Source organism: Methylobacterium sp. E-025 (assembly GCF_022829705.1).
Lineage (GTDB): Bacteria > Pseudomonadota > Alphaproteobacteria > Rhizobiales > Beijerinckiaceae > Methylobacterium.
In genome coordinates this window covers 53895-74807 of sequence record NZ_JAKSYR010000088.1, presented here as the reverse complement: position 1 = coordinate 74807, position 20913 = coordinate 53895, and the positions used below count along the sequence as shown (strand labels likewise).

General features: G+C 72.7%; 25 protein-coding genes. 15 read left to right on the top strand and 10 right to left on the bottom strand.

Features of this window, described 5'->3' with window-relative positions; all coding sequences use genetic code 11:
* Nucleotides 1-665: DUF1236 domain-containing protein (locus MKK64_RS11050; protein WP_243934657.1), on the top strand; the 665-nt coding region annotated here is incomplete at its 5' end.
* Between the two features lie 186 nt (nt 666-851).
* Here MKK64_RS11050 and hrcA read toward each other — a convergent pair.
* Entirely contained in the window at nt 852-1946 is a 1095-nt protein-coding gene (gene hrcA, locus MKK64_RS11045) for a heat-inducible transcriptional repressor HrcA (protein WP_147728964.1), read from the bottom strand.
* Nucleotides 1947-2094: 148 nt separating this feature from the next.
* Here hrcA and rph point away from each other — a divergent pair, with 148 nt between their 5' ends.
* The 4 genes from rph (at nt 2095) to MKK64_RS11025 (ending at nt 5201) form a co-directional block, all read left to right on the top strand.
* Nucleotides 2095-2808, top strand: a complete 714-nt coding sequence (gene rph, locus MKK64_RS11040) for a ribonuclease PH (protein ID WP_147728963.1) — start codon at nt 2095-2097, stop codon at nt 2806-2808.
* Nucleotides 2805-3437 (top strand): RdgB/HAM1 family non-canonical purine NTP pyrophosphatase, encoded by a 633-nt coding sequence (gene rdgB / locus MKK64_RS11035; protein ID WP_147728962.1) that lies wholly within the window; start codon nt 2805-2807, stop codon nt 3435-3437. Before rph ends, rdgB begins: the two co-directional genes overlap by 4 nt.
* A 49-nt stretch (nt 3438-3486) precedes the next feature.
* On the top strand, nt 3487-4665 hold the full coding sequence (gene hemW, locus MKK64_RS11030; protein WP_243934655.1) for a radical SAM family heme chaperone HemW: 1179 nt from the start codon (nt 3487-3489) through the stop codon (nt 4663-4665).
* A gap of 230 nt (nt 4666-4895) precedes the next feature.
* Nucleotides 4896-5201 (top strand): EamA family transporter, encoded by a 306-nt coding sequence (locus tag MKK64_RS11025; protein WP_243934653.1) that lies wholly within the window; start codon nt 4896-4898, stop codon nt 5199-5201.
* 14 nt (nt 5202-5215) lie between these two features.
* Here MKK64_RS11025 and MKK64_RS11020 read toward each other — a convergent pair whose 3' ends face one another.
* The gene (locus MKK64_RS11020; protein WP_243934652.1) at nt 5216-6466 is read right to left on the bottom strand and encodes a penicillin-binding protein activator; all 1251 of its coding nucleotides are present in this window, start codon (nt 6464-6466) and stop codon (nt 5216-5218) included.
* Nucleotides 6467-6661: 195 nt separating this feature from the next.
* Between MKK64_RS11020 and rsmI the strand changes: the two genes are divergently transcribed.
* Nucleotides 6662-7630, top strand: coding sequence for a 16S rRNA (cytidine(1402)-2'-O)-methyltransferase (gene rsmI / locus MKK64_RS11015; RefSeq protein WP_147859666.1), 969 nt, complete (start codon nt 6662-6664; stop codon nt 7628-7630).
* Entirely contained in the window at nt 7617-7997 is a 381-nt protein-coding gene (locus MKK64_RS11010) for a YraN family protein (RefSeq protein ID WP_147843565.1), read from the top strand. The genes rsmI and MKK64_RS11010 overlap by 14 nt, the downstream gene beginning before the upstream one ends.
* 7 nt (nt 7998-8004) lie before the next feature.
* Here MKK64_RS11010 and MKK64_RS11005 read toward each other — a convergent pair whose 3' ends face one another.
* Nucleotides 8005-8394 carry a response regulator gene (locus tag MKK64_RS11005; RefSeq protein ID WP_147729180.1) on the bottom strand — a complete coding sequence of 130 codons (390 nt, stop codon included), beginning with the start codon at nt 8392-8394 and terminating at the stop codon, nt 8005-8007.
* A gap of 271 nt (nt 8395-8665) precedes the next feature.
* Between MKK64_RS11005 and MKK64_RS11000 the strand changes: the two genes are divergently transcribed.
* From MKK64_RS11000 to MKK64_RS10980, 5 genes are read left to right on the top strand one after another with little or no spacing between them, the layout of a single operon-like run.
* On the top strand, nt 8666-9595 hold the full coding sequence (locus tag MKK64_RS11000; protein WP_409567929.1) for a glycine betaine ABC transporter substrate-binding protein: 930 nt from the start codon (nt 8666-8668) through the stop codon (nt 9593-9595).
* Entirely contained in the window at nt 9592-10767 is a 1176-nt protein-coding gene (locus MKK64_RS10995; RefSeq protein WP_243934645.1) for a hypothetical protein, read from the top strand. Before MKK64_RS11000 ends, MKK64_RS10995 begins: the two co-directional genes overlap by 4 nt.
* 5 nt (nt 10768-10772) lie before the next feature.
* Nucleotides 10773-11495 (top strand): ABC transporter permease subunit, encoded by a 723-nt coding sequence (locus tag MKK64_RS10990; protein ID WP_409567930.1) that lies wholly within the window; start codon nt 10773-10775, stop codon nt 11493-11495.
* A 57-nt stretch (nt 11496-11552) separates the two neighbouring features.
* Nucleotides 11553-11882, top strand: a complete 330-nt coding sequence (locus MKK64_RS10985; RefSeq protein ID WP_243934637.1) for a DUF4258 domain-containing protein — start codon at nt 11553-11555, stop codon at nt 11880-11882.
* Nucleotides 11866-12063, top strand: coding sequence for a DUF2283 domain-containing protein (locus MKK64_RS10980; protein ID WP_147729434.1), 198 nt, complete (start codon nt 11866-11868; stop codon nt 12061-12063). Before MKK64_RS10985 ends, MKK64_RS10980 begins: the two co-directional genes overlap by 17 nt.
* A gap of 104 nt (nt 12064-12167) precedes the next feature.
* Here the strand turns inward: MKK64_RS10980 and MKK64_RS10975 are convergent, their stop codons facing one another.
* Both MKK64_RS10975 and MKK64_RS10970 read right to left on the bottom strand, forming a co-directional pair.
* On the bottom strand, nt 12168-13271 hold the full coding sequence (locus MKK64_RS10975; RefSeq protein ID WP_243934635.1) for a L,D-transpeptidase: 1104 nt from the start codon (nt 13269-13271) through the stop codon (nt 12168-12170).
* 122 nt (nt 13272-13393) lie between these two features.
* Entirely contained in the window at nt 13394-14443 is a 1050-nt protein-coding gene (locus MKK64_RS10970) for an extensin family protein (protein ID WP_313898906.1), read from the bottom strand.
* Between MKK64_RS10970 and MKK64_RS10965 the strand changes: the two genes are divergently transcribed.
* From MKK64_RS10965 to MKK64_RS10955, 3 genes are all read left to right on the top strand, one after another.
* Nucleotides 14442-15119: an alpha/beta fold hydrolase gene (locus tag MKK64_RS10965; RefSeq protein WP_243934633.1), complete on the top strand. Its 678-nt coding sequence runs from the start codon at nt 14442-14444 to the stop codon at nt 15117-15119. The two genes, MKK64_RS10970 and MKK64_RS10965, sit on opposite strands and share 2 nt — an antisense overlap.
* 89 nt (nt 15120-15208) lie before the next feature.
* The gene (locus MKK64_RS10960) at nt 15209-17287 is read left to right on the top strand and encodes a M3 family metallopeptidase (RefSeq protein WP_243934619.1); all 2079 of its coding nucleotides are present in this window, start codon (nt 15209-15211) and stop codon (nt 17285-17287) included.
* Between the two features lie 108 nt (nt 17288-17395).
* Complete coding sequence (locus MKK64_RS10955; protein WP_243934612.1) at nt 17396-18208, top strand: hypothetical protein; 813 nt, start codon at nt 17396-17398, stop codon at nt 18206-18208.
* Nucleotides 18209-18227: 19 nt separating this feature from the next.
* On the opposite strand, the gene MKK64_RS10950 is transcribed toward MKK64_RS10955, so the two are convergent.
* The 5 genes from MKK64_RS10950 to MKK64_RS10930 all read right to left on the bottom strand — a co-directional run bounded on the left by MKK64_RS10950 (nt 18228) and on the right by MKK64_RS10930 (nt 20899).
* Nucleotides 18228-18446, bottom strand: coding sequence for a hypothetical protein (locus tag MKK64_RS10950; protein ID WP_147842991.1), 219 nt, complete (start codon nt 18444-18446; stop codon nt 18228-18230).
* A gap of 286 nt (nt 18447-18732) precedes the next feature.
* The gene (locus tag MKK64_RS10945; protein WP_243934610.1) at nt 18733-19632 is read right to left on the bottom strand and encodes an NAD(P)/FAD-dependent oxidoreductase; all 900 of its coding nucleotides are present in this window, start codon (nt 19630-19632) and stop codon (nt 18733-18735) included.
* 137 nt (nt 19633-19769) lie between these two features.
* Nucleotides 19770-20108 carry a Grx4 family monothiol glutaredoxin gene (gene grxD, locus MKK64_RS10940; protein WP_243934608.1) on the bottom strand — a complete coding sequence of 113 codons (339 nt, stop codon included), beginning with the start codon at nt 20106-20108 and terminating at the stop codon, nt 19770-19772.
* A 30-nt stretch (nt 20109-20138) separates the two neighbouring features.
* Nucleotides 20139-20639: a DUF29 family protein gene (locus MKK64_RS10935; RefSeq protein ID WP_243934606.1), complete on the bottom strand. Its 501-nt coding sequence runs from the start codon at nt 20637-20639 to the stop codon at nt 20139-20141.
* 23 nt (nt 20640-20662) lie between these two features.
* Nucleotides 20663-20899, bottom strand: coding sequence for a BolA/IbaG family iron-sulfur metabolism protein (locus MKK64_RS10930; RefSeq protein ID WP_147727612.1), 237 nt, complete (start codon nt 20897-20899; stop codon nt 20663-20665).
* Nucleotides 20900-20913: the final 14 nt, after the last annotated feature.

Sequence of the window (20913 nt, the reverse complement as noted above, 5' to 3'; positions counted from 1 at the left end):
GCGGTGCAGGCCCTGGCGGCGGTGCGGGCGGTGGTGCCGGCGGCGCGATGCGCGGGAACGACGCCGGCGGCCCGGCGGGCGGCGGGGTCGAGCGCGGCGGGCCGGGCGGCGGTGCCGATCGTGGGGCGCCGGGCGGGGCGGAACGCGGCGGTGCGATGCGCGACGACGGCCCCGGCGGCAAGCCCGGCGCCCGCGACGAGCGCGGCGGCCCCGGGCGCAACGAGACCGGCGGCCCCCGCGGGGATCGCGACGGTCCGGCGGCGCGCGACGGACGCGGCGACCGTGATGGTCCCGGCGCCCGTGACGGCCGGGGCGATCGCGACGGCCCCGGTGCCCGCGGCGACCGCGACGGTCGTCCGGATCGCGGCGCCCGCGGTCCGCGCGGCGGCGGCGAGGCCCGCGGCGCCTATGGGCGTCTCGGCGGCGCCGAGCGCACCCGGTTCCGCCAGGACCTGTTCCGCAGCGGCGTGCCGCGCCTAGCGGCCGGCGCCTTCGCGCTCACCGTCGGCACGGCGATCGCCCGCAGCTATGAACTGCACCGCCTCCCGCCGGCGATCGTCGAGCTGGCACCGGAATACGAGGATTACAGCTACGTCCTCGTGGACGACGACATCGTCATCGTCGATCCGGACACCTACCAGATCGTGGACGTGATCCGCGGCTGAGGCGAAAACCCGCGCCGGCCTGCCCTCCCTCCTCTGCGGGGGAGGGTGGGCCTCGTGGCGGCAAGGGTCGGGAGAGGCGGGTGCGTCGTCCGGATACGGCGCTCCCCCTCTCCCGATGTGCTTCGCGGGCCGACATCCCGCGCCAACCGAGGGGCGCGGCGGCGCATCGGGCGAGCGGCCCCGGCCCTACGTCCCGCGGTCGAGCATCCGCGAGACGACCCGCGCCGTGTAGTCGACCATCGGCACGATGCGGGCGTAGTTCAGGCGCGTCGGGCCGATCACGCCGACGACGCCGACGATGGTCTGCGAGCCGTCGCGGAACGGCGCCGCGATCAGCGACGAGCCGGAGAGCGAGAACAGCTTGTTCTCCGAGCCGATGAAGATCCGCACCCCGTCGCCGCCCTCGGCACGGGCGAGCAGGTCGATCACGTCCTTCTGCGTCTCGAGGTCCGAGAACAGCAGCCGCATCCGCTCGAGGTCCTCGATCGCGCGGAGGTCGTCGAGCAGGTTGGCCTGCCCGCGCACGATGAGCTGGCGGGCCTCGCTCGGGCCGACGGACACGGCGAGGCCCGCATCGACCAGCCGCTCGGTGATCGCGTCGAGCTCGCGCTTCATCGCCTGGCGGCCCGCCTCGATCTCGGCGCGCAGGCCGCCGAGGGTGCGGCCGTGCAGGCGGGCGTTGAGGTAGTTGGACGCCTCCTGCAGCGCGCTCGCCGGCAGGCCCGGCGGCAGGTCGAGCAGGCGGTTCTCGACCGAGCCATCGTCGGAGACGAGCACCACCAGGGCGCGTGCCGGATCGAGCCGCACGAACTCGATGTGCTTGAGCTGCACGTTGGTCTTGGTCGTCAGCACCACGCCGGCTCCGCGCGAGATGCCCGAGAGCAGGCTCGACGCCTCGGCCAGCGCCGAATCGAAGGTGTGCCGCGAGGCCGCCGCCCGCATCTGCGCCTCGATCCGCTCCTGCTCCTCGCGGCCGACATCGCCGAGCTCGAGCATCGCGTCGACGAAGAAGCGCAGGCCCAGCTCGGTCGGCAGGCGCCCGGCGGAGGTGTGCGGCGCGAAGATCAGCCCGGACTGCTCCAGGTCGGACATCACGTTGCGGATCGAGGCCGGCGACAGGGTCATGGGCAGGATGCGCGCGAGGTTGCGCGATCCCATCGGCTCGCCGGTGGAGAGATAGCCCTCGACGATCTGCCGGAAGATCTCGCGGGCACGCTCGTTCAGCGCGGCGAGGGCCTGCGCCTGCGGCGGTTGGGAGAAGGGTCGGGAAAACTCGGTCACGCGCGGTTCCTGGCCGATGATTGTGTCCCGCTAAAGCCTGCGGATCAATCCATGGGCTTCTCATACGGCGCTCGGGCGCTTCGGGTTGCCGCGTGTGGCGGCGCAGCCTAAGCACCCCGCTCAAATTCGGGAATCAGGAGAACGCCGCATGCGGCCTTCGAAGCGCGCGGCCGACGAGTTGCGCAAGGTCACGCTCGAGCGCTCGGTCGCCCGCTACGCGGAGGGCTCCTGCCTCGTGACCTTCGGCGAGACCCGGGTCCTGTGCACCGCCTCGCTGGAGGAGCGCGGGCCGCACTGGCTGCGCGGCTCGGGCAAGGGCTGGATCACGGCGGAGTACGCCATGCTGCCGCGCGCCACGCACGAGCGCACCCGCCGCGAGGTCAATTCCGGCAAGCCCTCGGGCCGGACGCAGGAGATCCAGCGGCTGATCGGGCGATCTCTGCGCGCCGTCACCAACCTGCCGGCGATGGGCGAGAAGCAGATCACCGTCGACTGCGACGTGATCCAGGCCGACGGCGGCACCCGCACGGCATCGATCACCGGCGCCTGGGTCGCGCTGCACGAGTGCTTCGCCTGGATGCGCGCCCGCTCGATGATCTCGGTCGACCCCTTGCGCGACCACGTCGCCGCCATCTCCTGCGGCATCGTCAAGGGCGCCGCCGTGCTCGATCTCGACTACGCCGAGGATTCGGGCGCGGAGACCGACGCCAACTTCGTCATCACCGGCACCGGCGGCCTCGTCGAGGTTCAGGGCACCGCCGAGGGCAAGCCGTTCTCGGAGGACGAGCTGCTCGCGCTGCTCCGGCTCGCCAAGGGCGGCGTCGCCGACCTCGTCGCCCTTCAGAAGCAGGCGATCGCATGAGCCACCGCATCCTCTCGGGCCGGGTCGTGATCGCGACCCACAATGCCGGCAAGCTGGTGGAGATGCGCGAGCTGCTCGCGCCCTTCGGCGTCGAGGCGGTCTCGGCCGGCGAGCTCGGGCTCGCGGAACCCGACGAGACCGGCACGATGTTTTCCGAGAACGCCGCGATCAAGGCGGTCGCCGCCGCCAACGCCGCGGGCCTGCCGGCCTTCGCCGACGATTCGGGCCTGTGCGTCGATGCGCTCGATGGGGCGCCCGGGCTGTTCTCCGCCCGCTGGGCCGGGGCGTCCAAGGACTTTTCCGGCGCGATGGCGCGGATCTTCGCGGAGCTGGACCTGCGCGGGGCGAGCGACCGGAGGGCGCACTTCGTCTCGGCCCTGGTGCTGGCCTGGCCCGACGGCCACACCGAGCTGTTCGAGGGCCGCGTCTTCGGCGACCTCGTCGAGCCGCGCGGCACGGCCGGCTTCGGCTACGACCCGATGTTCCGGCCCGACGGCTTCGACCGCACCTTCGGCGAGATCGCGTCGGAGGAGAAGCATGGGGTCGACTGGCAGACCGGCGACGCCCTCTCGCACCGGGCCCGTGCCTTCGTGAAGCTCGCCGCCGCATGCCTGCGCCGGCCGGGCTGAACGGATCGGGCGATTGCCAAACGGCGCGCACGCGAGCACATCGCGTGCGATGACCGACCGTTCAGGCCCGGACCACCCGACCCGCGATGCGGGCTTCGGCGTCTACGTGCATTGGCCCTTCTGCGCCTCGAAGTGCCCGTATTGCGACTTCAACAGCCATGTCCGCCACGCGCCGGTGGACGAGGCGCGCTACCTCGCGGCCTTCCGCGCCGAGATCGCGCACGTGGCGGGGCGCACCCCCGGCCGCACCGTCTCGAGCATCTTCCTCGGCGGCGGCACGCCCTCGCTGATGCAGCCCGCGACGGTCGCCGGCATCCTCGATGCCATCGCCGCAGCCTGGGGCGTCGAGCCCGGCGCCGAGATCACGTTGGAGGCCAACCCGACCAGCGTCGAGGCCGGGCGCTTCCGGGGCTACCGCACGGCCGGGGTCAACCGCGTCTCCCTCGGCGTCCAGGCCTTCGACGACGCTTCGCTCAAGAGCCTCGGGCGGCTGCACAGCGCCGAGGAGGCCTTCGCCGCGATCCGGGTCGCGCACGGCGCGTTCGACCGCAGCTCGTTCGACCTGATCTACGCCCGCCCGAACCAGACCGCCGCGGCGTGGCGGCGCGAGCTCACCGAGGCGATCGGCCGGGCGGCCGAGCACCTCTCGCTCTACCAGCTCACCATCGAGCCCGGCACGCCGTTCTACGGGCTCGCCGCCGCCGGCCGGCTGGTGCCGCCCGACGACGAGACCGCCCGCGCGCTCTACGACGTGACCCAGGAGGTCTGCGACCGGGCGGGCCTGCCGGCCTACGAGATCTCGAACCACGCGCGTGCCGGCGCGCAGTCGCGCCACAACCTGCTGTACTGGCGCTACGGCGAATATGCCGGCATCGGCCCCGGCGCGCATGGCCGCCTCGTGACGGAGGCCGGCCGCCTCGGCACCGTCACCGAGAAGGCACCGGAGGCCTGGCTCGCCCGGGTCGAGCGCGACGGCCACGGCATCGCCGAGACCGAGACGATCGCCGGCGCCGACCAGGGCGACGAGTTCCTGATGATGGGCCTGCGCCTGTCCGAGGGCATCGATCCGGCGCGCTATGCCGCGCTGAAGGGCCGCCCGCTCGACGGGTCGCGGGTCGCGGCGCTGATCGGCGACGGCCTCGTGGCGCGGCTCGACGGCGGCCGCATCGCCGCGACCGCGCGCGGCGCTCCGGTGCTCAACGCCGTGGTCGCGAGCCTCGCGGCGTGATGCCGAACGCCTCCGCGCGCGCGTCGAAAGCCGATTCGTGAGCCGGCGATGACGTCGGCCGTCATCGGCCTCGTGCTGCTCGCGGCGCTGCTGCATGCCGGGTGGAACACGCTGCTGCGCGGCGGCGCGGACCGGCTCTGGACCAATCAGCGTGATGAACTTCACGGTCGGCGGGCTCGGGCTCCTCATCACCGTCGCGGTCGAGCTGCCAGGTCTTCGACACCGCGGCGATGGTCACCGTCCACCGCGCGTCTCCGCTCTGGCTCCTGCTGACGCGCGGATCGGCGGCCCTCGGCGGGCGGCCCGCCGCGGTCGCGCGCGCCGTCGGCGGGGGCGCCGCCTCGCTGCTGGCCTACGCGGCGGTGATCTGGGCGATGCGGCTCGGGGCGATGGGGCCGGTCTCGGCCCTGCGCGAGACCAGCGTGGTCTTCGCCGCGCTCCTCGGCCGCGCCTTCCTGGCGGAGCGCCTGACCGCCGGCCGCATCGCCGCCTGCACGGTCGTCGCGGCCGGCGCGGCGATGATCGGCCACGGCTGACGCGCGGCGGAGGCTCAGGTGCCGGGTTTGGCCAGGGCGCGGGGCGCCGGGCTGACCACGCTCGACGCGTTGTTGCGGATCTCGTGGACGGCGAGCGCCCGGTCGCTCAGGCCGTCGGCGCGGAAGCGGAAGGTGCCGTCGACGCCGGCGAACCCGGCGCTCTTGGTCAGGGTCGCGTCGGCGAAGCGCTGGGTCCCGTATTGCCGCGCGAGCGCCGCACTGAGCGAGACCGCGTCGTAGGCCAGCGAGGCGACCCGCGGCGGGCTCGTGCCGAACCGCGCCTGGTAACGCCCGGCGAAGTTGCCGAATCCGCCGGTGTCCGGTGCGGCGAAGCGGCCGCCCTGCAGGGCCGGCAGCGCGAAGAGCCGCGGCTCGTTCCAGACCGCGGTGCCGATCGGCCGGACGCGGGACGGCGCGAAGCCGGCCTTGGTGAGCGCGGCCGCCACATTCGGCAGCCCGTCGGCGGTCTCGGGCAGGAACAGGGTGTCGGCCTGCGCGCCCGGTCCGGTGATCAGGCCGCCGAGGCGCGCGATCGCCGGCTCCGGCGCGCCGGGGGCGTAGCGCTCGATGCCGACGAGACGGGCGCCCTTGCGCGCCACCGCTTCGCGGAACTGCGCCTCGACGGCGTTGCCGTAGGCGTTCTCGGGGATCAGCGCGGCGAAGGAGCGGCGCCCGCCCGCGACCGACTCGTCGACGATCCGGTCGACCTCGGCCTGCGGGAGGAAGCTCAGCAGGTAAGTGCCGGGGCCGGCGACGCTCGCATCGGTCGAGAACGCGATCACCGGCTTGCCCGCGGCGCGCGCCGTCGCCGAGGCGGCCGCGACGTTGGCGGCGAAGAGCGGGCCGAGCACCAGCTCGGCGCCCTCGGCGATGGCGGCGCTCGTCGCCTCGCGGGCGCCGTCCGGCGAACCGCGGTCGTCGCGCACCAGGATCTGGAGGTCGGGCTGCTGGTATTCCTCGATCGCGAGCTCGGCCGCGTTGCGCATCGCCGCCCCGAGATTGGCCCCCTGGCCCGAGAGCGGCACGACGAGGGCGACCTTGACCGAACCGGTACCGATCCGGCCCGGCGCCGAGGCGGCGGCCGGCGTCGAGCCGGGAACGGCGTCGGCGGGCGGTGCGAGGCCGGGAGCGAGTTCGGCCCGCGGCGGCGGCGCGGCGCGGACGGAACGCGCCCGGTCCGGAACGCCGATGCAGCCGGCAAGGGCGAGGATCACGGCGAGGGCGGCGCCGGCCCGGAGGGCGCGGGGCGGGACACATCGCGCCATCGCGAAACTTCCTTCCCGTAAAGATCGTCCACGCGGGATCGTGGCTCTGGCTTAAAGCGTGGACCCGAAAAGTAAACGCGCCGATGTCGCAGGATCGCGCGCGCCCCCGGAAAACACGAATCAGCGGGGGTTCGCGGCGGTTCGGCGGCCGCGAGCAAATTCCGCTCGGCGGCTTGGCGTGGCAAGGTCCGTGCGATGACACAGCGAATCGAGCCCGCACGCCGCCCCCGCAGGGACGGGCCGGCCAAATCCACCGCGACCAAGGTTGCGACCTTCACCGCCTTCGGGCTGGCGACGGAAGCGGAGCCGCTCGCGCCGGGCCTGCACGTGGTGGCGACGCCGATCGGCAACCTGCGCGACGTCACGATCCGGGCGCTCGCGACGCTGGCCGCCGCCGACGCGGTGCTCGCCGAGGACACCCGCGTCACCCGGACGCTGCTGATGCACTACGGCATCACCACGCCGCTCGTCGCCTACCACGAGCATTCGAACGCCGCCGTCCGCGAGCGCATGGTGCGGCGGATGCTGGACGGCGAGGCGCTGGCGCTGGTGTCGGATGCCGGCACGCCGCTGGTCTCCGATCCCGGGTTCAAGCTGGTCCAGGCGGCGATCGAGGCGGGGATCTGCATCACGCCGATTCCCGGCCCGTCGGCGGTGATGACGGCGATCGTCGCCGCCGGCCTGCCGACCGACCGGTTCTTCTTCGAGGGTTTCCTGCCGCAGAAGGCCGGCGCCCGCCGCAACCGGCTCTCGGCGCTGGCGACCGTGCCCGGCACGCTGGTCCTGTTCGAATCGCCCCACCGCCTGCCGGAGATGCTGGCGGACGCGGCGGAGGTCCTCGGCGGCGCCCGTCCCGCGGCCGTGGCGCGCGAGCTGACGAAGATGTTCGAGACGATCCGCCGCGGCACCCTGGCCAGCCTCAACGACACCTTCGCGGAGGAGGGCGCCCCGAAGGGCGAGGTCGTGGTGGTGATCGGGACCGCGCCGGACGAGGCCACCCCGGAGGAGGCCGATGCCGGCCTCGACGCGGCCCTGCGCGTCGCGCTCGCGCGGCACTCGATCAAGGATGCCGCAAGCCTCGTTGCCGACGAGACCGGGCAGCCGCGCCGCGCCGTCTACAACCGTGCGCTGGTGCTGGCTCGCGAGACCGATGCGGACGCCTGATGCCGCGCGCCGGAAGGCGACCGAACGCCGCGGGCGCCGGGCCGAATGGCTGGCGCTCGGCGCGCTGATGCTGAAGGGCTATCGCCCCTTAGCGATGCGGGTGAGCGCGTCGGGCGGCGAGATCGACCTGATCGTGCGCCGCGGCGGCACCATCGCCTTCGTCGAGGTCAAGGCGCGCGCGACGCTGATCGAGGCGCAGGGCGCGATCGGCCGGGTCAAGCGACAACGCTTCTCGCGCGCGGTGCGGAGCTGGATCGCGCGGCATCCGTTCGCCGGGAGCCTGACCCTGCGGGCGGACGCGGTCTTCATCGGCGGACGCGGCTGGCCGGTCCACCTCGTCGACGCGTTCCCGATCGAGGGCCTGTAGCGGACGGTCAGGCGCGCGCGGCGCTGATCGCGCCGATGAGCGTGCGCTTGAGGTCGGCCTGGCTGAACGGCTTCTGCACCACCGGGCGATCGCGGAACGGCTCGCGGATGCCGGCGCCGCCGTAGCCGGTCGAGAAGATCAGCGGCAGGTCGCGCTTCGCGATCGCCTCGGCGACCGGGTAGATCGGCTCGCCGGCGACGTTCACGTCGAGGATCGCGACCTCGAAGGTCTCGCCCTCGGCCATCTCCAGGGCGGTCGAGAGGCGTGCGGCCGGGCCGACCACGGTGCAGCCGAAATCGAGCAGCATGTCTTCGAGCAGCATCGAGATCGCGGCTTCGTCCTCGACGACGAGCACCCGCTTACCCTGGAGAACGTCGTCGTTCGGTTCCGCGCTCACGCCGAGGTGTCTTCCTTGTCGATCCGCTCCGCTTCAACGGAACGTCGCCATGATGGCTGGTCGGATCCGATCGTCGCGCCAGGAGAACCAAGCGGGTACACCGGGCGGCTGAGGGGTCGCCCGGAACGCCGGTTGTGTCAAGCGTCCGGCGCGGGCTGTTCCGTCGGCAATGTTACACGGCGATACATTTCGCGATAGGGTGTGGCACGGTCCGCGTGAGGGCAGAACCCGCAATGGGCCGATCTTTTCCTGACACGACCGGATTTTTCCTGTGAGGGGTCGCCCCGTTCCGATCTGCGACCGCCGCGCCGTGCTGGTCGGCCTCGGCGCCGCCATCGCGGCGGCGCCCGCGCGCGGGCAAGGCGCGGTGGTGGTCGCCTCGAAGAGCGACACCGAGGGGACGCTCGCCGGCAGCATGATCGCCCTGTGCCTGGAGGATCTCGGCATCCCGGTGCAGCGCCGCCTCGGTCTCGGGCCGACGCTGATCGTGCGCTCGGCCCTGATGTCGGGCGATGTCGACCTTTATCCCGAATACACCGGCAACGGCGCCTTCTTCACCGGCACCGAGGGCGATCCGGCCTGGAAGCGGGCCGACGACGCCTACGCCGCGATCGCGGCGGCGGATCGGGCCAAGGGCCTCGTCTGGCTCGGGCGGGCGCCGGCCAACAACACCTGGCTGATCGCGGTGCGCGGCAGCCTCGCCCGGCGCGAAGGGCTCGCCACCATGGCGGATTTCGCCGGGGCCGTGCGGCGCGGGTTGATCCTGCTCGCGGCCTCGACCGAGTTCGTCGAGAGCCCGGCGGCCCTGCCGTCCTTCGAGGCGGCCTACGGGTTCTCGCTGCCGATGAACCGCATCATCAGCCTGCCCGGCGGCGACACGGCGGTGACTGCGCGGGCGGCGGCGCAGGGCATCAGCGGCGTCAACGCCGGCATGGTCTACGGCACCGACGGGGCGCTCGACGCCCTCGACCTGACCGTGATGAGCGATCCGAAGGGCGCGCAGATCGTCTACGAGGTCGCCCCGGTGATCCGCGCCGACACCCTGGCGCACCACCCGCGCATCCGCGAGAAGCTCGATCTGGTGTTCGCGTGCCTCGATGCCCATACGCTCCGCCGGCTCAACGCCCGCATCACCGTCGAGGGCCAGGTCGCCGAGACGGTGGCGCGGGCGTTCCTGCGCGACGCCGGCTTCATCGCTTGACGCCCGCAACGGAGGATCGGCGCGGGGGCATCGGCCCGCCGCTGTTCGCCGCCGCCTTCCTCGGTGCGGTCTACGGCCTGCCGCTGCTGCGCATCGCGAAGAACCGCCTCGTCGTCGGCGAGCCGGTCTACGCGCTGGACGGCCTCGGGGCCCTGCCCGGATTCGGGCCGGAGATCAAGGCGGTGGCCGGGCTCGTGCTGGGCGCGGTGCTGCTCGCCCGGATCGGGCGGACGCGGATCGGCGTCGGCGCCGCCACCGTGCTCCTCGCCCTGGCCCTCGCGCTGCTGATGCTGGCGCTGGGCAGCACGGCCGGGGACCTTCTCGCCGGCGAGCCGCCGGCCGCCCGCGCCGGCCTCGCCTCCGGTGCCTGGACGGCGCTGCTGCTGCTCGCGGGCGGGCTCGCCCACCTCGCCCGCCGCATGGCCGTGCCCGGGCTCGGGGGGGCGCTCGCGGCCGCGTTCCTGGGCTTCGTCGCGCTGGCCGGCTCGACCGGGACGCTCGGGAGCCTGTCGCTCGCCGTCGAGTTCGCGGCGCGCAAGGACGTGGTCGGCGAAGCCTTGGTGCGGCATCTGCTGCTTTCGGGAAGCGCGGTGCTGCTGGCGGTCGGCGGTGCCGTGCTGCTCTCGCTGTGGCGACGCGGGCAGGGCCTCGTCGAGGTGCTGGTCGGCGGCATCCAGGTGGTGCCGGCCCTGGCCCTGCTCGGCGCCCTGGTCGCCGTCGCCTCGGGCCTGCTGCGGGCGGTCCCGGCGCTCCGCGAGGCCGGCCTCGGCGCGCTCGGGCCGGTGCCGGCGGTGATCGGCATCGCCGCCTATCTGCTGCTCCCGCTGTGGCGCGGCCTCGCCCTGGCGCTCGCAGCGCCGGACCCGGCGACCCTCGACGCGGCCGAGGCCCTCGGCCTGCCCTCGCAAACGATCCTGTTCCAGGTGCGGCTGCCGATCGGCGCCGGCATCCTGCTCGGGGCGCTGCGCGTCGCCTGCGTCCAGGGGATCGGGCTCGCGACCCTCGGGGCGCTGGTCGGGGCCGGCGGCCTCGGCGGCATCGTCTTCGACGGCATGGCGCAGTTCGCCCCGGACCTGATCCTGCTAGGCGCGATCCCGATCGTCGCGCTCTCGCTCGTCGTCGAGCGGACCTTGAGCCTGGCCGAGGATCGCTGGCGCGGGACGCCGGCATGACCCGGCTGCGTGCCCTGCGCCCGGCTCTCGGAGCCGTCGCCGCCGGCCTCGTGCTCGCGTGCTTCAGTCATCCGACCGTCGCCGCAGCGATCGTCTCGGCGCTCGGCGAGACGCCGCGGCGGGCGCTGCCGCTCGACCATCTCGGTGCGCTCGCCCTGCACCACCTGATCCTCGCCGGGACCGGCCTCGTCCTCGTCGCGATCACGGGAATCGGCCTCGGGATCCTCGCGACCCGCCCCGGCGCGGCCTCGGTCCGGGGCGGGATCGATACGCTGGCCGCCGCGGCGCAGGCGGTGCCGCCGGTGGTCGTGGTGGCGCTCGCCCTGCCGATGCTCGGCTTCGGCGGCCCGCCGACCCTGCTGGCCCTGGTGCTCTACGGCATCATGCCGACGCTCCGCGGCACGGTCGGCGCCCTGGAGGCGGTGCCGGCGGAGGCGCGCGAGGCGGCCAAAGCGCTCGGGCTCACCGCCCGTCAGACCCTGACGCGGATCGAGCTGCCGCTGGCCGCGCCCGCCATCGTCGAGACCTTGCGCACGGCCCTCGTCCTCGCCGTGGCGACCGCCGCGGTCGGCGCGCTGGCCGGCGCCGCGACGCTCGGCACGCCGATCGTCGCCGGCCTCCAGAACCAAAACACCGTGCCGATGCTCCAGGGCGCCGCCGCGACGGCGGCGCTCGCCTTCCTGTGCGACGCGCTGATGGTCGCGGCGGCAGGCCTGCTTCGCCGCTGATCGCCTCTTCGACGACGAAGCGCGAATCCAATAGGCCTGAATAGGAAAATACTCTACGTGAGGTACGCGACGTCCACCGGCTTCGTCGCACGCGAAGTCGGCTTCGGTCTTTTCGGAGGGCGTGTGCGGATCACCTACGGTACGCATGCCCTCGGCAATTTGGTGGATCGAGCACTGGAGCGCGTGTGGATCGAACGCACCGTGGCAGAGCCGGAAGAGACCGAGACGGACCCGAAGCACCCGGAACGAAGACGGGCCTATCGCTCGGTGCCGGAGCGCGACGGCAGGATGCTGCGCGTGGTATACGTGCCGACCGAAGATGGCGTGCACATCGTGACCGCATTCTTCGATCGCAGCCGGAGGCGCTCACGTGAAGTCGCGGTATGACGCTAAGACCGATGCGCTCTACGTGCGCTTCGCGGATGCCCCCGTCGTCGAAAGCGAGGAAGTCCGTCCCGGCCTAGTCCTCGATTTCGATGCCGCCGGTCGGATCGTGGCGGTCGAAATCCTCGATGCATCGGAGCACCTGTCCACCGGTGCGGACCTCCGGCACCTGACGGCGGCCTGATCGCAGGAGTATTTCCAAGCGAGGTGGAAGCCCGCTCGCCGGAAGGACATGAGGCCGAACGGCGGTTCGGAGCCGGTCGCCTCGACGACATGCGAGCGCCCGCTCTATTCGTCCTTGAACGACACCTTCGCCCCGCGGGCGACGTGGGCGGCGAGGTCGCGGGCGTTCCAGTTGGTCAGCCGGATGCAGCCGTGCGACTCGGTCTTGCCGACCTTTTCCGGCTCCGGGGTGCCGTGGATGCCGTAGGAGGGAATCGCGAGGTCGATCCAGACGAGGCCGACCGGGTTGTTCGGGCCGGGGCGGATCGAGAACTTCTTGCGGCTCTTCACGCCCTTGAAGCGGTACTTCGGATCGTAGGTGTAGAACGGGTCGAAGGCGACGCCCTTCACCTTGGTCTCGCCGCTCGGCGCGGGCTTCTCCTCGCTGCCGATCGAGGCCGGATAGTAGGCCAGAAGCTTGCCGTCCTTGCCGAAGGCGCGCACGTCGCGGCTGCCCTTGTCGACCTCGACGCGGTCGACCTTCGGGTCCTGCGGCAGGTCCTTGGCCTTGGGCTTGTCGAGGCCCATCGGCGCGACGCCCGCGACCAGGATCACCGTTCCGGCCTTGTCGAGGGGCTTGTCCGGGTTAAGCTGGCTCAGCAGGTCGCGGCTCATGTGGAAGCGCTCGGCCAGCATCTCGCGCGGGTTGGTGTAGCTCATCGCCTTCAGGTCGGCCTGGGCCTCCATCTTCGGCGGGATCGTCTCGACATAGGGGCCGGCCGCATCCGCCTCGGTGATGGTGTAGTCGGCGACCACCGGATCGCCGCCGGTGGCGGCGAGCTTGTCGAAGACGTCCTTCGTCAGCGTCTTCGTCGCGGGCAGGCCCTGCGCCACGGCGTAGGCCGAGAGCGCGCCCTGGAGGTTCTCGCCGTCGCGCCCGTCGATGGCGCCGGGGAAGAACCGCGCCCGGTCGAGCAGCACCTGGACCTTGATCGTCAGCGGATCGGGCCGGTCGTTCGCCTTCGCGGCCCCCGACGACTTCGCCTCGCCCTTCTTCGCATCCGTCTTCGCATCCTGGGCCGGCTCGGCGAAGGTCGCGTCCCGGATCGCCTGCGCGCTCGGCGCCGCGGGCTCGTTCTTGCCCGACGCCTTGGCCGGCTCCTTGTCCGATGCGGCAAGACCCTGGCCCGCGAGGCAGGCCAGGACGACGGCCGCGAGGCCGGTCCGCATCGTCGATCCGCACGTCATGGTCGAGGCTCCCGGAGCCGATTCGCTCCACGCGATCAAGTGTCGGCGAAGCGTGAGCGTTCCCCGCCAAACGGCACGGCGGCATCAGGTTTCCGCGACCGCCCTCACTGGCACAGGCGGTGCCCGGCGTTGCGCTCGCGCTCGTCGAGATGAAGGTGGTGGGCGTGCGCGGCGTTCGAGCCGGGGCCGAGCACCGTGCGGAAGAACCCGCAGGCCCGCGCCCGCACCGCATCGAGGAAGCGCCCCTCGGCCGAGCCCTCCGGCATCGCCCCGACCGCGATCGGCGGACGGCCGGCAAAGGTGAAGCTCATCACGTCGACGCCGTTGGCGAAGGCGTGCTCGCTGAGCTTGGCCTCGACGTCGTGGTTCTGCCCGCGGCACTCGTAGGAGGTGCCGATCGCGATCCCCGTCAGCGGCTGCTTCAGCTCGCGCTCGGCCGCGACCTGCGCCTCGGTCGCCCAGCGCGCCAGCGCCTCGGCGGCCGCACAGGTCAGCGTCGCCGATTGCGGAAGCGCGACGTCGGGCAGCCCCGTCACCTTCAGCGGCAGCGGCGTGCCGCACTGCCCGTTGACGATCGCCGGCAGCGGCTCGAACGCCGCGCCGAGGCGCTTCAGCCTGACCCGGCAGGCGGTGTCGTCCGGCGCCGCGACCTTGAGGGCGAGCGCCGCCTCGCCCGACAGCTCGGCCGGGCGCTCCGGGGGGAGCGGCGGCGGCACCGGCATCTCGCCGGGCTTGTCGGCGGCCTTGTCGCCGGGCTTGGCCTCCGCCGGGACCGGCGGTGCGCCGGAGGACGCGTTCGGGACGAGGTCGGCCGGGCGTTCCGGCGGCCTCGGTGCGGGCGGCGCGACGGCAGCCGGATCGGCGGGCGGCGCGGCGGGCTTCGTCTCGGGCGTCGCGGGCGGTGTCGCCGGCGCCGTCAGCGCGGCGGGGCGCTCCGGCGGGCGCGGCGGGTCGGTCACCGTCGCGCCCGGCGCCGTCGCGGGCTTCAGCTCGGCGGGCCGCTCGGGCGGCAGGGGCGGCGGCACGGGGACGGTCGACTCGGGCGGATGCGGCTTCGACTCCTGCGCCCTCGCGTCCCGTCCCGCCGTCGTGGCAAGCAGGGCCGTGCCGGCGAGCGCGAGCGCCGCGAACCGTCGAGACCGACCTGACGCCATGACTTATCCACCCCATCCGGCCGTCACCCGCGACACGATCCTGTGCGAGGGACGGCCCGTCACGATCGAGCGGTTCGCGCCGCGCGGCAAGGACGCGCCGGCCACGGCGACCGTCATTCTGCTGCACGACGCGGAAGGACCGGGTCCGGACCGTCCGGTCCGCGCCGAAGCCGCAGCTTTGGCGGAAGCCGGCTTCGCGGTGCTGCTGCCGCACTATCTCGAGCGGACCGGCGAGGCGCGGGTCGGGTTCTCCGGGATCAGCCGGCATTTCGGCGCATGGCGGGATGCCCTCGAGATCGTGCGCGCGCAGGTCCCCGGCCCGGCGGCGCTGGTCGGCCGCTCGCTCGGAGGCGCCCTCGCGCTGGCGCTCGCCGCGCGGGCGCCCGAGGCGATCGCGGCGCTGGTGCTGCGCTCGGCCTTCCTGCCGCCGGAACTCGGCAGCGGCCCGAGCGCCGGCCCCCTCGCACTGCCGCCGGTGCTGGCGCTGCACGGCGCCCGCGACGCCCTGGTCGGTCGGCGTCACCCCGAGGACCTGCACCGGCGGATGGCCGAGGCGGGCGGAAGCTGCCGCGTCCACCTCTACGAAGACCAGGGCCACGCCTTCGAACCGCGAACCGACGCCGACGCGGTGGCACGCGGTATCGCCTTCCTGAAGCGTGGGTTCGGGCCTATCTGAAGCGGGAGCGCGTCGAATCGCCGGCCGTCGACGGCCCAGGCCGGAACGCCGCCGGCCAGGGCACGGCGCGCGACATCGGGACCTTTCAGATGACGACAGCGCAAAACCCCGGGCTCGCCGACCTTCCGGCCGACAACCCCTTCTCCGAGACGGCCTGGGGCACGCCGGCCGAGCTTCCGCCGTTCGAGCGCATCCGCCCCGAGCACTACCTGCCGGCCTTCGAGGCGGCTTTGTCGTCCCACAAGGCCGAGATCGCGGCGATCGCCGGCGAGACCGCGGCGCCCACCTTCGCCAACACCGTCGCGGCGATGGAGCGGGCGGGCTTGGCCCTCGATCGGGTCGCCGGCGTATTCTACAACCTCACCGGCAGCCACACGAACCCCGAGCTTCAGGCGATCGAGCGGACGATCGGCCCGAAGCTGTCGCGCCACGGCAGCGCGATCTACCTCAACCCCGACCTGTGGGCGCGCATCTCGGCGGTCGACGCCAACGCCGAAGGCCTGGGCGGCGAGGAGCGCCGGGTTCTGTCCCGCTACCGCACCCGCTTCCGCCGCTCCGGCGCCGACCTCGGGCCCGAGGACAAGCTGCGCGTCGCCGAGATCGCGGCGCGGATGTCGGAACTCGGAACCCAGTTCAGCCAGAACCTGCTCGCCGACGAGAGCAGCTTCCTGCTGCCCCTCGACGCGGCGGAGGACCGCGCCGGCCTGCCCGACTTCCTGATCGCCTCGGCGGCCGACGCCGCCAAGGAGCGCGGGGGCGCGCACAGCCACGCCATCACCCTGTCGCGCTCGCTGATCGAGCCGTTCCTGGTGTGCTCGACCCGGCGCGACCTGCGCGAGCGCGCCTACGAGGCCTGGATCCGCCGCGGCGAGGGCGGCGGGGCCACCGACAACCGCGGCATCATCCGCGAGATCGTCAGCTTGCGCGCCGAGCGGGCCAGGCTCCTCGGCTTCGACAGCTTCGCCCACTTCAAGCTCGACGACACCATGGCCGCGACCCCGGACGCGGCGATGGGCCTGCTGCGCGAGGTCTGGACCCCGGCCCGCAGGCAGGCCGGGGCCGAGCGCGACCGGCTCCAGGCGATCGTCCAGGCCGAGGGCGGCAACTTCGCCCTCCAGGCCCATGATTGGCGCCACTACGCCGAGAAGCTGCGGCGCGCCGAGCACGATCTCGACGAGAGCGAGATCAAGGCCTACCTGCCGCTCGATTCGGTGATCGCCGCTTCGTTCGACACGGCCTCCCGCCTGTTCGGCCTGCGCTTCACCGAGCTCAAGGACGTTCCGCGCTACCACCCGGACGTGCGCGCCTGGCGCGTCGCGAACGCCGACGGCTCCGAGGTCGGCACCTTCCTCGGCGATTACTTCGCACGGCCGTCGAAGCGCAGCGGCGCCTGGATGAGCGCCTTCCGCTCGCAGGAACGGCTCACCGGCGACGTGAAGCCGATCATCGTCAACGTGATGAACTTCGCGAAGGCGCCCGCCGGGGAGGCGGCCCTGCTGTCCTTCGACGACGCCCGGACCCTCTTCCACGAGTTCGGCCACGCCCTGCACGGCCTCCTCTCCGACGTGACCTACCCGCTGCTCGCCGGCACCGCCGTGTCGGGCGACTTCGTCGAGCTGCCGTCGCAGCTCTACGAGCACTGGCTGGAGCAGCCGGAGGTGCTGCGGACCCATGCCCGACACCACCGCACCGGCGAGCCGATGCCGGAGGCGCTGCTGACGAAGCTGCTCGCCGCCCGCACCTTCAACCAGGGCTTCGCCACCGTCGAGTACACCGCGTCGGCGATCGTCGACATGACGCTGCACCTCTCGGCCGAGGGCGAGAACGGGCTCGACGTGGGGGCCTTCGAAGCCGACGCGCTCGAGCGCATCGCGATGCCGGCCGAGATCAACATGCGCCACCGCACGCCGCACTTCGCCCACATCTTCTCGGGCGACGGCTATGCGGCCGGCTACTACAGCTATCTCTGGTCCGAGGTGCTGGATGCGGACGCCTTCGACGCCTTCCGCGAGGCCGGCGACATCTTCGATCCGGCGACCGCCGCGCGCCTGCGCACCTACGTCTACGGTGCCGGGAACCTGCGCGACCCGCGCGAGGCCTACACCGCCTTCCGCGGGCGCCTGCCGAGCACCGAGCCGTTGCTGCGTAAGCGCGGGCTGGCGGCCTGACGGGGAAGGCCCGCGCCGCCTCGGCACGCGCGGCGCGGTAACCCTTCGGTAAACAAACGTCCTTAACCAAAGCTTTCGACAGAGATGCCGGACGCGGAGGCGAGGGCCATGACGACGATCATCGATTCGGCCGTGGAGAAATCGGCCGCCTCGCCGGAGGCCCTGCTGAAGGCCGCGGTCTCCGGCGCGAAGCCCGCCGAGAGCAAGGCGGCGGCGCCCGTGCCGACGGCTGCCAGGGCCGTCCGCCGCTTCGATGCGGTGACGATGGGGCTGGCGGGCGCCGCACTCGCGGTCGGCACGGTGCTCGGCGCCGGCACCGCGATCCTGGCGACGCCCCGGCCTCAGGGGACGGCGGTCGTCCTGGCTGAGATCAACGCGGCGCTCGAGGCCAACCGCTTGGAGGCGTCGCGCCTCGCCATCGCTTCCGATCGCCTCGACAAGTCGGTCGCGGCCCTCAAGGACGCTGCGGACGCCGCGCGCAGCGAGGCGAAGGCCCGGAGCGCCGCGCTGACCGAGAAGGTCGGCAAGACCGAATCCGCCCTGGTGGCGAAGATCGCCGCCCTCGGCGAGCGGATCGAGCAGGCGGAGAAGGAGCAGGGCGCCCGCCTCGCGGCGGCGGCGGCCCAAGCCGAGAAGCGCACCGTCGCGTCCGCCGCGCCGCCGGCTCCGGTCGCGAAGCCCGAGCCGGTCCAGACCGGGAGCATCCCGGACGCCAAGCCGAAGCCGGCGGTGATCGAGTCCTGGGCCGTCCGCGACGTGTACGACGGCACCGCGATGCTAGAGGATCGCCGCCGCCGCCTGGTCGAGGTCGCGATCGGCGACGCGATTCCGGGAGTCGGGCGGGTCGAAGCCGTCGAGCGGCGCGGGCGGGAATGGGTCGTGGTGACGCGTCAGGGCCTCGTCACGCCGCAGCCCTGGTAGGACGCGGCGCGCAACGCCGTCAGGTCGAGGCGATCGGCGTCTGGGTCAGCACGCCGGCGCCGACCGGGTAGCGCGGCTCGATCGTCATCGGGTCCGCCATGGCGGCGGCGCGCTCGGCGCGCTGGCGGCCATGGGTGAGGGCGCGAGTCTGGGCGATGCGCGTCGGGTGCAGGATCGCCGCGAGCAAGGCTTGGCCTTCGAACTGGGTCCCGAGGTTTTTGGCGTCGAAGACGGGCATGACCGGCCTTGCAGAGATAGCGGAGCGTCGGCACCGGCGGCCCAGGAAACCTCGGCCGTACGTGAGTAACGGGGACAACCTGAACAAGTTCCGAAAGTTTCGAGAACGGAACTATTTTTTCATCATTGCATTGCAGCGCCCCGGCCATGGTGTGAAATCGCACGCCGACTTCGCCTTTCGGCAGATCTCCAGACTACGCATCCGGCGCGACGTGGCTTCGCAAGTCGTCGGCAGCCCCGCGAAATGCACCCTGCGGATGCACGGGTAACCGCGTCGCTCGGAAACGTCAGCGGGTGTCCTCGCGCAGGAGTTCGGTGTTGACCGCGAAGGCCGCCATGGCGCCCTCGGCGGCGGCGACGATCGCGAACTGCACCCGGCGCGAGGCGTCGCCGGCCACGTAGAGCCCCGGCACGTCGGTTTTCTCGTAATCGCGCGTCGGCACCACGCCGGCCTCGTTCAGGACACAGCCCAGCTGCCGGATGAGCTGCGACGGCAGGCATCCCATCGGCATCAGGAACACCGCGCGGCAGGGCAGGGCGCTGCCGTCCGCGAAGGCGAGATGCGTCGGCCCCGCCTCGTCGCCGTCCAGGCGGGCGATCGGCGCCTCGACCAGCCGCACGCCGTTTCGGGTGAGGCGCGCCCGATCGTCCTCGGAGAGGTCGGTCGGATGGCCGTCGGTGCAGAGCGTGACGTCGCCGCTCCAGGCCGTCAGCTCCAGGGCGAACCCCTTCGCGACGGGGCCGTGGGCGTAGGCCGCGATCGGCCGGTCGCGTGCCTCGTAGCCGTCGCAATACGGGCAGGAATGGACGCCGGTGCCCCAGTAGCGCGCGAAGCCCTGGATCGCGGGCAGGTCCTGGTGCAGGCCGGTGGCGAGGATCAGCCGGCGGGCGGTCTCCCGGGTGCCGTCCGCGAGCGTGATCGCGAAACCGCCGTCGATCGCGCGCGCTTCCACGACCTCGGCCTGGCGCAGCGCGACGGTGTCGTAGCGCTCGAGGTCGGCGCGGGCGAGGACGCGAAGCTCGGCCGGCGGCGTGCCGTCCCGGGTGTAGACGCCCCAGGTCAGGCGGGCCGCGGCGTTGCGCGGGGTGCCGTGGTCGAGGAGCAGGACGGTGCGCCGGCAGCGCCCGAGAATGAGCGCCGCGTTGAGCCCCGCCGGGCCGCCGCCCACGATGATCACGTCGTGCATGATGACGCCGCGCCCGAGGCGCGCCTCCGGTTGCCCCTCTCGGGCTCAAGCCGGATCCGTGCCGAACGTTTCTCGGATGCGGCCACGAAAAAGGGCGCCGCGGCGCCCTTCGTCGTCGTCCGTCCGCGAAGGCCGGCTCAGGCGGCGGCGGACTTCACCGGGATGCCCTTCTCGGCGAGGAAGGTCTGCAGCTCGCCCGACTGGAACATCTCGCGGGTGATGTCGCAGCCGCCGACGAACTCGCCCTTCACATAGATCTGCGGGATGGTCGGCCAATTGGAATAGGCCTTGATGCCGTCGCGGATGCCGGCGTCGGCCAGCACGTTCACGCCCTTGAACGGCACTTCGAGGTAGTTGAGGATCTGAACGACCTGCCCCGAGAAGCCGCATTGCGGCATGGTGGGCGTGCCCTTCATGAACACGACCACGTCCTGGGACTTGATCTCGTTCTCGATCGTTGCGTTGACGTCGCTCATGGGTTCCGATCCTCGTTCGTTTCAGCAGATCTAGTGATGGTCGGCAGGCATTTCCAATGCCGAGGCCAACCGCTCCAGCGCCCAATCCATATCGAAGCTCTTCGCCACGATCTCGTCCGGATCGAAAGGCATCGTCGCCGGCAGCCCAGGGACGAGGCTGTCGCCGTACATCTCGAGCGACACGGCGGCGTTCGCCTTCGCGGTGGTCCAGAGGTCTTCCCAGTCGATCCTCTGTCGCATGGAGCGCTTGTAGTTCCGGCGTGCCGTCGCCTGGTAGGCGACCACCTCGACCCGGCAGGATCGGGTCGATTGCGCGGACGGAGCCGAAAGGTACTTCGGGACAAGGACGAGGAGGATGGCACTCTCGACGCCTTGCGTCTGAGACCGTCCCAAGCCCTCGACCTCATCGGCGATGTTCTCCCAAGCGCGCGCATTCGAGAGGTCGGGCCGAGCCGCCAGGGCGCGCAGGCTCGCCGCCTGCTGCTCGGACCAGGTCACGATGTCGTCGTCGTAGAGGCTCGGCTGGTCCATCGGCACCACCGTGGAACGGAGGCCTAATCCTGCGGGACGCCCGTCGTCAGCGCAAGGGCGTGGAGCACGCCCCCCATCCGCCCCTGGAGCGCGCCGTAGACCATCTGGTGCTGGGCGACGCGGGTCTTGCCCTTGAACGCCGCCGACAGCACCGTGGCGGCGTAGTGGTCGCCGTCGCCGGCGAGATCCTTGATCTCTACCTTGGCGTCGGGCAGGGCCTCGACGATCATCCGCTCGATCTCGCGCGCGTCCATCGGCATCGGTCGGTTCCTCG

Excerpts from the sequence above, each read along its gene's own strand:
- rph (WP_147728963.1), top strand. The coding sequence starts at position 2,095 with ATGCGGCCTTCGAAGCGCGCGGCCGACGAGTTGCGCAAGGTCACGCTC.
- rdgB (WP_147728962.1), top strand. The coding sequence starts at position 2,805 with ATGAGCCACCGCATCCTCTCGGGCCGGGTCGTGATCGCGACCCACAAT.
- hemW (WP_243934655.1), top strand. The coding sequence starts at position 3,487 with ATGACCGACCGTTCAGGCCCGGACCACCCGACCCGCGATGCGGGCTTC.
- MKK64_RS11025 (WP_243934653.1), top strand. The coding sequence starts at position 4,896 with ATGGTCACCGTCCACCGCGCGTCTCCGCTCTGGCTCCTGCTGACGCGC.
- MKK64_RS11020 (WP_243934652.1), bottom strand. The coding sequence starts at position 6,466 with ATGGCGCGATGTGTCCCGCCCCGCGCCCTCCGGGCCGGCGCCGCCCTC.
- rsmI (WP_147859666.1), top strand. The coding sequence starts at position 6,662 with ATGACACAGCGAATCGAGCCCGCACGCCGCCCCCGCAGGGACGGGCCG.
- MKK64_RS11010 (WP_147843565.1), top strand. The coding sequence starts at position 7,617 with ATGCGGACGCCTGATGCCGCGCGCCGGAAGGCGACCGAACGCCGCGGG.
- MKK64_RS10975 (WP_243934635.1), bottom strand. The coding sequence starts at position 13,271 with ATGCGGACCGGCCTCGCGGCCGTCGTCCTGGCCTGCCTCGCGGGCCAG.
- MKK64_RS10965 (WP_243934633.1), top strand. The coding sequence starts at position 14,442 with ATGACTTATCCACCCCATCCGGCCGTCACCCGCGACACGATCCTGTGC.
- MKK64_RS10970 (WP_313898906.1), bottom strand. The coding sequence starts at position 14,443 with ATGGCGTCAGGTCGGTCTCGACGGTTCGCGGCGCTCGCGCTCGCCGGC.
- MKK64_RS10960 (WP_243934619.1), top strand. The coding sequence starts at position 15,209 with ATGACGACAGCGCAAAACCCCGGGCTCGCCGACCTTCCGGCCGACAAC.
- MKK64_RS10955 (WP_243934612.1), top strand. The coding sequence starts at position 17,396 with ATGACGACGATCATCGATTCGGCCGTGGAGAAATCGGCCGCCTCGCCG.
- MKK64_RS10950 (WP_147842991.1), bottom strand. The coding sequence starts at position 18,446 with ATGCCCGTCTTCGACGCCAAAAACCTCGGGACCCAGTTCGAAGGCCAA.
- MKK64_RS10945 (WP_243934610.1), bottom strand. The coding sequence starts at position 19,632 with ATGCACGACGTGATCATCGTGGGCGGCGGCCCGGCGGGGCTCAACGCG.
- grxD (WP_243934608.1), bottom strand. The coding sequence starts at position 20,108 with ATGAGCGACGTCAACGCAACGATCGAGAACGAGATCAAGTCCCAGGAC.
- MKK64_RS10935 (WP_243934606.1), bottom strand. The coding sequence starts at position 20,639 with ATGGACCAGCCGAGCCTCTACGACGACGACATCGTGACCTGGTCCGAG.
- MKK64_RS10930 (WP_147727612.1), bottom strand. The coding sequence starts at position 20,899 with ATGCCGATGGACGCGCGCGAGATCGAGCGGATGATCGTCGAGGCCCTG.